This window comes from Streptomyces sp. ALB3 (genome assembly GCF_044385685.1).
Classification (GTDB): domain Bacteria; phylum Actinomycetota; class Actinomycetes; order Streptomycetales; family Streptomycetaceae; genus Streptomyces.
The window spans coordinates 242,499-254,670 of sequence record NZ_JBISCE010000037.1 but is presented as its reverse complement, the minus strand read 5'-3'; the positions used below and the strand labels follow the sequence as shown (position 1 = coordinate 254,670).

At 72.2% G+C, this 12,172-nt stretch carries 11 protein-coding genes; 6 read left to right on the top strand and 5 right to left on the bottom strand.

Features of this window, described 5'->3' with window-relative positions; genetic code table 11:
- Positions 1–427 precede the first annotated feature (427 nt).
- From ACHFIV_RS23185 to ACHFIV_RS23165, 5 genes are all read left to right on the top strand, one after another.
- Positions 428–1,243: a TraR/DksA family transcriptional regulator gene (locus tag ACHFIV_RS23185; RefSeq protein ID WP_398972252.1), complete on the top strand. Its 816-nt coding sequence runs from the start codon at positions 428–430 to the stop codon at positions 1,241–1,243.
- A 339-nt stretch (positions 1,244–1,582) separates the two neighbouring features.
- Positions 1,583–2,197 carry a signal peptidase II gene (gene lspA / locus ACHFIV_RS23180; RefSeq protein ID WP_398972250.1) on the top strand — a complete coding sequence of 205 codons (615 nt, stop codon included), beginning with the start codon at positions 1,583–1,585 and terminating at the stop codon, positions 2,195–2,197.
- 23 nt (positions 2,198–2,220) lie between these two features.
- Positions 2,221–3,162 carry an RluA family pseudouridine synthase gene (locus tag ACHFIV_RS23175; protein WP_398972247.1) on the top strand — a complete coding sequence of 314 codons (942 nt, stop codon included), beginning with the start codon at positions 2,221–2,223 and terminating at the stop codon, positions 3,160–3,162.
- Entirely contained in the window at positions 3,159–3,635 is a 477-nt protein-coding gene (locus ACHFIV_RS23170) for a GNAT family N-acetyltransferase (RefSeq protein ID WP_398972244.1), read from the top strand. Before ACHFIV_RS23175 ends, ACHFIV_RS23170 begins: the two co-directional genes overlap by 4 nt.
- 116 nt (positions 3,636–3,751) lie before the next feature.
- On the top strand, positions 3,752–5,338 hold the full coding sequence (locus tag ACHFIV_RS23165; protein WP_398972242.1) for a Na+/H+ antiporter: 1,587 nt from the start codon (positions 3,752–3,754) through the stop codon (positions 5,336–5,338).
- Between the two features lie 39 nt (positions 5,339–5,377).
- On the opposite strand, the gene ACHFIV_RS23160 is transcribed toward ACHFIV_RS23165, so the two are convergent.
- The gene (locus ACHFIV_RS23160) at positions 5,378–6,520 is read right to left on the bottom strand and encodes a mechanosensitive ion channel family protein (protein WP_398972239.1); all 1,143 of its coding nucleotides are present in this window, start codon (positions 6,518–6,520) and stop codon (positions 5,378–5,380) included.
- Between the two features lie 37 nt (positions 6,521–6,557).
- On the opposite strand from ACHFIV_RS23160, the gene ACHFIV_RS23155 reads away from it, so the two are divergent.
- Entirely contained in the window at positions 6,558–7,136 is a 579-nt protein-coding gene (locus tag ACHFIV_RS23155) for a dienelactone hydrolase family protein (RefSeq protein WP_398972236.1), read from the top strand.
- Between the two features lie 54 nt (positions 7,137–7,190).
- Here the strand turns inward: ACHFIV_RS23155 and ACHFIV_RS23150 are convergent, their stop codons facing one another.
- From ACHFIV_RS23150 to ACHFIV_RS23135, 4 genes are all read right to left on the bottom strand, one after another.
- Positions 7,191–8,855, bottom strand: coding sequence for an alkaline phosphatase D family protein (locus ACHFIV_RS23150; protein ID WP_398972234.1), 1,665 nt, complete (start codon positions 8,853–8,855; stop codon positions 7,191–7,193).
- 148 nt (positions 8,856–9,003) lie between these two features.
- Positions 9,004–9,819: a DsbA family protein gene (locus ACHFIV_RS23145; RefSeq protein ID WP_398972231.1), complete on the bottom strand. Its 816-nt coding sequence runs from the start codon at positions 9,817–9,819 to the stop codon at positions 9,004–9,006.
- Between the two features lie 47 nt (positions 9,820–9,866).
- Positions 9,867–10,592 (bottom strand): hypothetical protein, encoded by a 726-nt coding sequence (locus ACHFIV_RS23140; protein ID WP_398972228.1) that lies wholly within the window; start codon positions 10,590–10,592, stop codon positions 9,867–9,869.
- 84 nt (positions 10,593–10,676) lie between these two features.
- Positions 10,677–12,002 carry a DUF2252 domain-containing protein gene (locus ACHFIV_RS23135; RefSeq protein ID WP_398972226.1) on the bottom strand — a complete coding sequence of 442 codons (1,326 nt, stop codon included), beginning with the start codon at positions 12,000–12,002 and terminating at the stop codon, positions 10,677–10,679.
- Between the last annotated feature and the right edge of the window lie 170 nt (positions 12,003–12,172).

Genomic DNA, 12,172 nt, shown 5'->3' with positions numbered 1-12,172 from the left:
TCGCCTTGCGCCCGTGGGCGAGCCCAGGTCCAAAGCTTTCTTCCGGCGGCTCCGGGGTGATCTTCACGGCGCGCTCGCCCCCGGGCTCCCACCGTCCCCGGGTCGCTCCTGGCTGCGTACGACGCTACTCGTCCCGTCCATGCCTTTCGCTGGGGCCAGTGTACGGGCCCGTACGGGCGGAGGCCGACCGGTCGTCCGCGCGGCGGGGCTTGACCCGAATGGCCAGTCGGGACGGACGGAGTCCGGGAGAGCGCGCGGAGGGCGGATTACCCGGTGGGGAGCTGGGCACAACGGTTGCAGGCGCGCCGCTGCCCGGACGTGGGGAGGGGCGAACCGGCGGCGTGCCCCGTTGCCGCGGAGCTGGGGTCGATTTATCGTCCCAGCACGATTCGCGTGCAAGATCACAATATGTGAAGGGGCCGCGGCCATGGTGGCGAAGAAGACCGCCGTATCGAGAACGGCGTCCGCGAGATCCAAGGCCGCGGCTGCCGAGGAGGAGAACGGCAGTACGGGCGAGGAGGCCGGCCCGCAGGAGGCGGGACGGGAGAAGCAGGCCGGAAGGACGGCGAGGAGCGCGGCACGCAAGGCGGCCGCCGGGAAGAAGACGGCGCCGGAGCCGCAGGACACCGGTCAGGACCCGGCTCACCACGGGCCGGCGAAGAAGAGCACGGCGAAGAAGAACGCAGCCAAGAAGGCGTCGGAACAGGCCACGGGGGCGGCCCAGGCCGCCGAGCAGACAGGAGCCCACACGGTGGTAGCCAAGAAGAGCGCGGCCCGGAGCACGGCTGTCGGGGAGGGCGTCGCGACGGCGGTCCCCCCGGCGAGGGCCGGAGTCGCGACGCCGCCCGGAGACCTGGCGGTCAGGCCGGGGGAGGATCCCTGGACCTCGGAGGAGGTCGACGCGGCGCGGACCGAGCTGACCGGCGAGGTCGTGCGGCTGCGCACGGAGCTGGAGGCGTCGGGTGAGGCGCTGGCGGGGCTCATGCGCGACTCAGGGGACGGCGCCGGTCACGACGACGCGGACACCGGGACGAAGAACATCACCAGGGAGCACGAGCTCTCCCTGGCGGCCCACGCCCAGGAGACCCTCGACCAGACCGAGCGCGCCCTCGCCAGGCTCGACGCCGGGACCTACGGGCTCTGCGAGGTCTGCGGCAAGCCGATCGGCAAGGCGCGGATGCAGGCCTTCCCCCGGGCCACGCTCTGCGTGGAGGACAAGCAGAAGCAGGAACGGCGCGGCTAGCGGGCGCCGGGCGGAGTCCCGCCGCACGCCCGGAGGACGCGGCCCGCGGTGTTCCCACCGATGCCGCCTCACGCCCGTGAGGCGGCATCCGGGCGGAGCCGGGAGTCCGGGACACCACCGCGAGCCGTGGACGGGAGGGTGCGGCGCCGCCACCGCAGGGGCTTCACGACGGCCGTACCGGCCCCGCGGGGTCCCCCGTGCGGGGGGCCCGTCCGGTCCGGTCCGTGCGGGAGGACCCCGCGGGGCCGCAGCCGGAGGGGTTCCGGAGCCTGGGACCCCTGATACCCCGGGTGTGTCGTACCCTCGTCCTCAGTCAGGCACCTAGGTTGAGGGACACACGTGGCAGAGGCGGAGCGCATCATCGGTACGCCGGACATCCCTGACGCCGAGGGGGCCGACGGGGCGGGACCCCGGCAGCCCGCCGAGGGCCCGGCCCCGGACGGGGCCGTCGAGCCGGGCAGCGGCCGTGGCAGGAAGAAGATCCTCGCCCTCCTCTCCGTGGCCGTCCTGGCCTACCTCCTCGACCTGGTCAGCAAGATGATCGTGGTCGCGAAGCTGGAGCACGAGGAACCGATCGAGATCTTCGGTGAGTGGCTGAAGTTCGACGCGATCCGCAACGCGGGCGCCGCCTTCGGGATCGGCGAGGCGTTCACCGTGATCTTCACCGCCATCGCGTCCGTTGTGATCATCGTGATCATCCGGCTGGCGCGCAAGCTCTACAGCCTGCCCTGGGCCATCGCCCTCGGCCTGCTGCTCGGCGGAGCCCTCGGCAACCTCACCGACCGCGTCTTCCGCGCGCCCGGCGTCTTCAAGGGCGCGGTCGTCGACTTCATCGCCCCCGCGCACTTCGCCGTCTTCAACCTCGCCGACTCCGCGATCGTCTGCGGCGGCATCCTGATCGTGATCCTCTCCTTCAGGGGCCTGGACCCCGACGGCACCGTGCACAAGGACTAGTGGGCGCAAGGCATACTCGACTGGTGAGTACGTATCCCGAGGTCCGCACCCTGCCCGTACCCGACGGCCTGGAGGGCGAGCGTGTCGACGCCGCCATCTCCCGGATGTTCGGTTTCTCCCGCACCAAGGCCGCCGAGCTGGCCGCTGCCGGGAAGGTCCAGGTGGACGGCGCGGTGGCCGGGAAGTCCGAGCGGGTGCACGGCGGTGCCTGGCTGGAAGTGGAGATGCCGCAGGCACCCGCTCCCGTCCAGGTCGTCGCCGAGCCCGTCGAGGGCATGGAGATCGTCCACGACGACGACGACATAGTCGTCATCATGAAGCCGGTGGGCGTCGCCGCCCACCCCAGCCCCGGCTGGACCGGCACCACCGTCATCGGCGGCCTCGCCGCCGCCGGCTACCGCATCTCGACGTCGGGCGCCGCCGAGCGCCAGGGCATCGTGCACCGGCTGGACGTCGGCACCTCCGGCCTGATGGTCGTGGCCAAGTCGGAACGGGCCTACACGCTGCTCAAGGCGCAGTTCCGGGACCGCGTCGTCGAGAAGAAGTACCACGCGCTGGTCCAGGGCCACCCGGACCCGATGAGCGGCACCATCGACGCCCCCATCGGCCGCCACCCGCAGCACGACTACAAGTGGGCCGTCACCGCCGAGGGCAAGCCCTCTGTGACGCACTACGACCTCATCGAGGCGTACCGCGCCGCCAGCCTGCTCGACATCAAGCTGGAGACCGGGCGCACGCACCAGATCCGCGTGCACATGTCCGCGCACCGCCACCCCTGCGTCGGCGACCTGACCTACGGCGCCGACCCCACGCTGTCCAAGCGCCTCGGACTCACCCGGCAGTGGCTGCACGCGGTCCGGCTCGGCTTCGAGCACCCGGCGGACGGCAGCTGGGTCGAGTTCGCGAGCAGCTACCCGGACGACCTGCGCCACGCCCTCGACACGATCGTGGCGGAGAGCGAATGAACCCCGGGTCCGCCCCGTACAGCACCCGCAGGGCTCTCGACGAGGGCGACCTCGCGGCGTGCTTCCAGGTCCGCAAGGAGGTCTTCGTCGGGGAGCAGCGCGTACCCGAGGAGATCGAGTACGACGCCCACGACGCTTCGGCGGTCCATGTGATCGCCGTGGGCGCGGACGGCTCCGCGCTCGGCACGGGACGGCTGCTGCACGGTGCGGACGCGGCGGGGAAGACCGGTGGCGACCACACCGTCGGTTCGCTCGGCCGGCTCGCCGTGACGCGGGCGGCCCGTGGACTCGGTGTCGGGGCCGCGCTGGTCCGCGCCTTGGAGGCGGAGGCCCGCACGCTCGGTCTGGCCGCCGTGGACCTGCACGCCCAGACACACGCGCTCGGCTTCTACGAGCGCCTCGGCTACACCGCGTACGGTCCCGAGTTCCCTGACGCGGGCATGCCGCACCGGGCCATGCGCCGCGCGCTCTGACCGCGCGGACCGCACCGGGGATGCCGGGGGTACGACGGCCCCGCGTGGCACGCTGAGGGCCCTGACCGGCCGGTCGACGGGCCCGCCGGGGCCCGGCGAGCTGCGGAAGGCACAACGTGGACCAGATGGCACTGCTGCTTCTGCTCCTCCTCGGGGCGGTGGTCACGGTGCCGCTCGGGGAGCGGCTGCGTCTGCCGGCACCCGTCCTGATGACCCTCGCGGGGATCGTCATGGCCTTCGCCGGCTTCCTCCCCGACGTCGACATCCCCCCGGAGCTCATCCTCCCCGCCGTCCTGCCGCCGCTGCTCTACGCCTCCGTGCAGCGCACGTCCTGGCGGCAGTTCGCGGCGAACAGACGGCCGATCCTCCTGCTCGCCGTGGCTCTCGTCTTCGTCACGACGGCCGCCGTGGCCACGGTCGCCCACGCGATGGTGCCAGGCCTGCCCATCGCCGCGGCCGTGGCCCTGGGCGCGCTGGTCGCCCCGCCCGACCCGGTCGCGGCGACGGCCGTGGCGGGGTCCGTGGGACTGCCACGGCGGCTCGTCTCGATCCTGGAGGGCGAGGGGCTGTTCAACGACGTCACGGCCATCGTCCTCTACCACGTCGCGATCGCGGCCGCCGTCAGCGGGACCTTCTCCCTGCCCGCCGCGTTCGGGATGCTCGTCCTGTCGGCGGTGGTCGCCGTGGCCGTCGGTATCGTGCTCGGCCGGCTCACCGTCAGGCTGCTGGGCTTCCTGGGCGACGCGACCCTCCAGGTGGGCCTCACCCTGCTCGTGCCGTTCGCCGCCTACGTGCTCGCCGAGGAGCTGCTGGGCTCGGGCGTGCTCGCCGTCCTGACCACCGCGCTCTTCCTCGCCGAGCACACGGCGGACGCGGACGACGTCCTCGGGCGGCTGGCCGGCCGGTCGTTCTGGGACATCGTCGACACCCTCGTGACGGGTGTCGCCTTCGGTCTGATCGGCCTCGAACTCCACAACGCCTTCGGCACCGCCGACGGACACGCACCGCGCCTGCTGGGATGGGGGCTCGCGGTCGTCGCGGTCGTCGTCGGCGTACGCCTCCTGTGGCTGCTGCCCGCGACCTGGCTGGCCGGGCGGCTGCACACCCGGCACGACTACAGCGAGGAGATCCCCACCAGCTGGCGCGAGACCGTCGTCGTGTGGTGGGCCGGGATGCGAGGGGTGGCCTCCGTCGCGCTGGCGCTCGCCATCCCTCTGGAGACGGACGACGGCAAGCCGTTCCCCGGCCGGGACGAGATCGTCTTCATCGCCTTCGCCGTCGTCATGGCCACCCTCGTCCTCCAGGGCCTGACCCTGCCGTGGCTCGTGCGCAGGCTCGGTGTCCGCGCGGACACCGAGGCGGAAGAGGCACTGGAGCGCGACCTCGCCCTCCGGGCCGCCGCGGCGGCCAGGAACCGGCTCAGGGAGGTCCAGGACGCCGAGGAGCTCCCTGAGGAGGTCCTGGAGCGGCTGCGGCGCGCGGCGTACGACATCGGGGCGCGGATCAGTCCCGGCATGGTCGACGAGGAACGGCGCGAGGCCTACGCGCGGCGCGCCCAGCGGATCAAGGAGATCGGCCGGATCCAGCGGGAGATGATGTCGGCCGCCCGTCACGCGGTGCTCGCCGCCCGGAGCGAGCCGGGCTCGGACCCGGAGGTGGTGGACCGGGTGCTGCGCAACCTGGACGTGCGCAGCCTGCGCTGACGCGAGGGCCCCGGACGGGTCCCGCCCGGGGCCGGCCGGTCAGCCGCGCCCGGTGCGGGGCGCCTTGTCGGGGGTCGGCACCCTGCCGTTGGGCGAGGGGCGGCCGGTGTCCGCGCCCGTCAGCTCCCGCCAGTGGTCGCCCGGCGGGAGGGCGGCCGGCGATGTCACGACCCGGGGCAGCGCGTAGGGGTGGTGGTCCCGGAGCCAGCCGATCATCTGTTCCCGCACGGCGCACCGCACCGTCCAGATGTCGTCCGCGTCCTTCGCGGTGACCACCGCCCGCACCTCGATGGTCGTGGGGGTGGTGTCCGTGACGGCCAGGGACCAGTCGCGGCCGTCCCAGGCGGCGCACTCGCCCAGGATGTCGCGCAGCCTGTCCCGCATCGCCGCGATCGGGGCCGAGTGGTCGAGCTGGAAGAAGACGGTGCCGGTCATCTGCACCCCTCCGCGCGACCAGTTCTCGAACGGCTTGCTGGTGAAGTAGGACACGGGCATCGTGATCCGCCGCTCGTCCCACGTCCGTACCGCGAGGAAGGTGAGGGTGATCTCCTCCACGGTGCCCCACTCACCGTCCACGACCACCGTGTCGCCGATCCGCACCATGTCGCCGAAGGCGATCTGGAAGCCGGCGAAGAGATTGCCGAGGGTCGACTGGGCCGCGACACCGGCGACGATGCCGAGCACACCGGCGGAGGCCAGCATCGAGGTGCCGACCGTGCGCATCGCCGGGAAGGTCAGCAGCATCGCCGCGACGGCGACCGTCGCCACCACCGCGGTGACCACGCGCTGGATCAGGGTCACCTGGGTCCGGACCCGGCGGACCCGGGCAGGGTCGCGGGTGGAGGTCGCGTAACGGGCGTACGAGGACTGCACCACCGTGGCCGCCACGCGGATCACCAGCCAGGCCGACGCGGCGATGAGCACCAGGGTCAGGACCTGTCCGATCACGGCCCGGTTGTCCCGCACCACGTCGAGCCGGAGCTGGTCGAAGCTGGCCCTCAGCAGCGCGCTGCAGAGCACCACCTGCAGGGGAGGGCGGCAGAGCCGCAGAAGCCCCCAGACGGGGGTCTCGTGGTGCCGGCTGTCGGCGCGCCTGAGCAGCACGTCCACCAGCCAGCCCAGCACCAGCGTGAGCACCAGTGATCCGCCCACGACCAGCAACGGCCGCAGAATGTTCTCCATTCCCGTGTCCTCCAAGCGTCGGGGCACAACTGGCACCATGGGCCTCATGAACATCATGCTTTTCCACTCGACCTTCGGTCTGCGGCCGGCTGTGCACGCGGCTGCGGACCGGCTGCGTGCGGCCAGCCACGAGGTGCGCGTGCCCGATCTCTTCGAGGGGCACACCTTCGACACCGTCGAGGACGGCATGGCCTTCAAGGAGGAGGTGGGCAAGGACGAGCTGCTCAAGCGTGCCGTCCTGGCCGCCGCGCCCTACTCCGACCAGGGCCTCGTCTACGCGGGATTCTCCTTCGGGGCCTCGGTCGCGCAGACGCTGGCGCTCGGCGACGCGAAGGCCCGCGGGCTGCTGCTGCTCCACGGCACGTCGGACATCGCCGACAACGCCTCGGTGGACGAACTGCCCGTGCAGCTGCACGTGGCCGACCCCGACCCGTTCGAGTCGCACGACTGGCTGACCAGCTGGTACCTCCAGATGCAGCGGACCGGCGCGGACGTCGAGGTCTACCGCTACCCCGGCGCCGGCCACCTCTACACCGACCCGGACCTCCCGGACTTCGACCAGGCCGCCGCCGACCTGACGTGGAAGGTCTCGCTGGGTTTCCTCGCCACTCTGTAGGGCCGTGCGCACGGGCCGCCGCCGGAGGGTGCCGCGGCCCGTACGCGAAGCGGATCAGCGCACCGGGGCGTTCACCCGCTCGATCCTCTGGGTGCCGCTGAGCGTGCGGTAGGAGCGGACCCAGGAAGAGGTCGCGTCCTTCGCGGTCTTGTCGGACACCGCGTAGTAGTCCATCTGCGAGCGCTCGGCCGTCACGTCCAGGACGCCGTAGCCGTGCGAGTCGAGGTCGACCCACTTCACATGGCGATTGGCCGCCCTGACCGCCGCCGACGCGACGAGCGACACGGTCTGCGGAGCCACCCGCAGGATGTCGTCCAGGTTGTCCGAGGTGACCGACGTCACGACGAACTCGGTGGCCGCCGACGCGGACAGCGGATACGTCGCCGCCTTCACGGGTACGTCGTTGGCCCACGCCATGTGGATGTCCCCGGTCAGGAAGACCGTGTCGGTGACGCCCTGGTCCCGCAGGTGGGAGATCAGCTCCTTGCGGTCGTCCGTGTAGCCGTCCCACTGGTCCACATTGACCGCCAGCCCCTCGGCGGGCAGCCCCAGCAGTTCCGCGAGGGGCGCCAGCAGATGGGCGGGCAGTGCCCCGAAGGCGACCGGTGAGATCATCACCGAGGTGCCGACCAGCTTCCAGCGGGCGTCCGACGCGGACAGCCCGGCCTTCAGCCAGTCCAGCTGCGCCCGCCCCGTGACCGAGCGCTCCGGGTCGTCGACGGCCCCGTTGCCGATAGACGCCTGCTCGGAGCGGAAGCTGCGCAGGTCGAGCAGGTGCAGCTCCGCCAGGCCGCCGAAGCTCAGACGCCGGTACACGGTGCCCTCGGTGGAGGCGCGGACCGGCATCCACTCGAAGTACGCCTGCTTCGCCGCGGCCACCCGGGCGGCCCAGGAGCCCTCCGTGCCGGGGGTGTGGTTCTCGGCTCCCCCCGACCAGGCGTCGTTGGCGAACTCGTGGTCGTCCCAGATCGCTATCACGGGGTGGGCGGCGTGCAGCGCCTGGAGATCGGTGTCCGTCTTGTAGGTGGCGTGCCGGAGGCGGTAGTCGGCGAGGGTGAGGATCTCGTGGAGCGGGGCGTGCCGGCGTACGACCGTGTCCTGGGTCGGGTAGCCGCCCGAGGCGTACTCGTAGATGTAGTCGCCCAGGTGCAGGACGGCGTCCAGGTCGGCGCGGGCCGCGAGGTGGCGGTAGGGGGAGAACCAGCCGGCCTCCCAGTTGGCGCAGGACACCACGCCGAAGCGCACGCCGGGGACCACGGCCCCCGGGGCGGGTGCCGTGCGGGTGCGGCCGGCGGGGGAGATGACCCCCTGTCCGCCGTCCGGACCGCCGGGGGCCGCAGTGAAGCGGTACCAGTACGTCGTCGCCGGGCGCAGCCCCCGGACATCGGCCTTGACGGTGTGGTCGGCGTCGGCCCGCGCGACGGCCGTGCCCCGGGCGGCGACCCGGGAGAAGGCCTTGTCCTCGGCCACCTCCCAGACCACCGGTGTGTCCCGGCCGAGGCCCGAGCCGGGCGCGGCGTCCGGGGTGGGGGTGACGCGGGTCCACAGGAGTACGCCGTCGGGCAGGGGGTCGCCGGAGGCCACGCCGTGCAGGAAGGCGGGACCGCCGGCGGCACGGGCGCCGGTGGCGGCGAGCACGGGGCCGGCGACCGCGGTGGCGGCGGCTGCCTTGACGACCGTGCGGCGGGTGGGTGTCGCGGAGAGGTGTGGTCTGGTCACGGGCGATCACCCTACTGGCGGGTAGAGCGCACAGGCGGGCGAACAAGGGAAGTTCGCCCGCCTGTTGGCCAGAAGTCGCCAGGAGTTGCGCCCGCCGTCCTCACAGGACGTGGGTTCTCCGGTCGGGCTCTCGGTCCGCTGCTGCGGATCAGCCCTTCAGCGCCTTGGTGATCGCCGCGTTGAAGTCGGCCACCGTCATGGGGGCGTTCTCGCTGCCCTCGGCGGTGAGCGTCTTGCCGTCCATCTTGAGGGTCGGGGTTCCCTGGACCCCGCTCTTGTCGAACGTCTTCGACATCTTGATCGCCCAGGCGTCGTACGTGCCGTCCTCGACGTCCTTCCGGAACGCCTCGTTGCCCTTGAGCGCCTTCACGGAGTCAGCCACCTCGATCAGGTAGCTGTCCTTGGCGAACTTGTCGTCCGTCTCCTGGGGGTGGTACTTCGCGGAGTACAGCGCGGTCTTGTACTCCAGGAAGGCCTCGGGGCTCACGTTCAGCGCCGCGCCCAGCGCGCTCAGGGCGTTCTTCGAGCCCTCGCCGCCGGCCGCGTTGTCGATGAAGGTCGCGCCGACGTACTTGATCTTGTACTTGCCGGCCTCGACGTCCTTGTCCACGGTCCCGCCGACCGCCTGCTCGAACGTGGCGCAGACCGGGCAGCGGGAGTCCTCGTACAGCTCCAGGGTCTTCTTGGCGCCCGGCTCGCCGATGACGACGGTCGTGCCGTCGTCACCCGAGGTGTTCTTGGGGGCGGTCACGTTCTTCGCGTCCGCCGCCGCCTCCCAGGCGGAGGGCTTGTTCAGCTGCATCACGCCGTAGCTGACACCGCCCGCGACCGCCAGCACGGCGACGACCGAGACGGCCACGACGACCTGCTTGCGCGCCTTGTCCTTCTTGGCCTGGCGCTCGCGCTCCACGCGCAGCCGCTCGCGGGCGGCGGTCTTGTTGGACTGGCTGTTGCGCTTGCTCATGAGGGTGCTCCGTAGGTGAGGATGGCTCGAAGGGTCTTACCGCTTACTCAGGCAGAGGTGAGGGCCGAGCGCGGCGGGCCCCTCCGTCCCACGGAGTGCACCAGGAAGCGGGTCGGGGCGATCGGGAGCGGACGCCCGGCGCGCCGGGCCCCGGGCCGTGCGGGGTGCCGGGCCGTCCTCACCACGGCGACCGCGGTGAGCAGGGGCCGGAAGGCGACGGCGGCCGCCGCGCGCAGCAGTCCGGCGAGAGCCGACTCGCCACGCCGCAGCCAGGCGGCGGCCAGCAGTCCGACCGTCACGTGCGCGGCCAGCAGCAGCCACGGGACGGCGGGTCCCGGCGAGGCCAGCAGGGCGGCGGCGTGGCCGCCCTCGGCGGTCACACCGGCCAGCGGTGTGCCGACCGCGGCCACACCGGAAAGCCCGTCCGCGCCCCGCCCGGCCTCGCCGCCGCAGAGCACGTCGACGCCCACGGAGCGCAACGGACCCGCGATGGGGCCGCCCGCCGCCCCGTAACAGAGGTGCTGGCCGGTGGTGAACACCGTGTCGGCGGCCAGCTCCAGCGGGACCAGCAGCCCGGCGATCGCCCCGAAGCCGCGCTCCCGGCCGGCCAGCGCGAACGCCACGGCGAAGACGGCCCCCGCCAGCACGGCGACCGCTGTCAGCGGCAGCGGCACCCGGGAGAGCAGCACGTGGGACGCGGACGAGAGCGTGACGACGAGCGCGGTGAACAGCGCCGCGCGTACCGCTCTGATCTGAGTCCCTGATACGTCCATCGCCGGAGAGTGTGCCATGCGTTCCTGTAAGCGAGCCCTAAGAATGAGCGAGGGGTCCGGCCCGGGCCTTCCGTACGGAAGGCCCTAGAGGCCCGGGATGCGGCCGTTGCGGAAGAGGTCGACGAAGATCTGGTGGTCCGCGCGGGCGCGCGCGCCGTAGCTGTGCGCGAAGTCGACCAGGAGCTCCGCGAAGCCCTCCTCGTCGGCCGCGATCGCCGCGTCGATGGCCCGCTCCGTGGAGAACGGCACCAGCGAGTGCCCGCTCTCGTCGTCCGCCGCGGAGTGCATCGTCGCCGTGGCACGGCCGAGGTCGGCGACCACCGCCGCGATCTCGTCCGGCTCGTCGATGTCGGACCAGTCCAGGTCGACCGCGTACGGGGAGACCTCGGCGACCAGCTGGCCGGACCCGTCCAGCTCGGTCCAGCCCAGCCACGGGTCGGCGTGCGCCTGGAGGGCGCGCTGCGAGATCACCGTGCGGTGCCCCTCGTGCTGGAAGTAGTCCCGCACGGCGGCGTCGGTGATGTGCCGGGACACCGCCGGGGTCTGCGCCTGCTTGAGGTAGATCACCACGTCGTTCTCCAGGGCGTCGCTGTTGCCCTCCAGGAGGATGTTGTACGAGGGCAGGCCGGCCGAGCCGATGCCGATGCCCCTGCGGCCGACGACGTCCTTCACCCGGTAGGAGTCGGGCCGGGTGAGGCTGGACTCCGGCAGCGTCTCCAGATAGCCGTCGAACGCCGCGAGCACCTTGTAGCGCGTGGCCGCGTCCAGGTCGATGGCACCCCCGTCGGCGGAGAACCTGCGCTCGAAGTCACGGATCTCCGTCATCGAGTCCAGCAGCCCGAAGCGGGTCAGCGCGCGGGCGTCGCGCAGCGCGCCGAGCAGCGGGCCGTCGGCCGTGTCCAGGGTGAAGGGCGGCACCTCGTCGTTCTTGGCTCCCGTCGCCAGGGCGTGGATGCGCTCCCGGTAGGCGTCGGCGTACACGCGGACGAGCTCGGTGATCTGGTCGTCGCCCAGGGCCTTCGCGTAGCCGATCAGGGCGACGGAGGCGGCGAAGCGCTTCAGGTCCCAGGTGAAGGGGCCCACGTAGGCCTCGTCGAAGTCGTTGACGTTGAACACGAGCCGGCCGTTGGCGTCCATGTACGTGCCGAAGTTCTCGGCGTGCAGGTCACCGTGGATCCACACCCTGCTCGTGCGCTCGTCCAGGTAGTCACCCGTGTACTGCTCGCGGTCCAGGTCGGCGTAGAACAGGCCGGCGGAGCCCCGGTAGAACGCGAAGGCCGAGCCCGCCATCTTGCGGAACTTCACCCGGAAGGCTGCGGGGTCGGCGGCCAGGAGCTGCCCGAACGCGGTGTCGAAAACGGCGAGGATCTGCTCCCCGCGCTGCTCTGCGCCGGTCTGCGTGTCCGACATCGCTGGGTGCCTCCTGGTACATGGCGTTCATGACAAAAGGGACGGGCGTCCCCGGGTCTTCCAACGCGCGACCGTACCCCGGAGTGCCCGCCGTCCGTCACCTCGGAGACGTAGACTTCCACGCTGTCCCCCCCACCCGTCATCCCCAGTTCCTCCGGAGGCACAGCGCC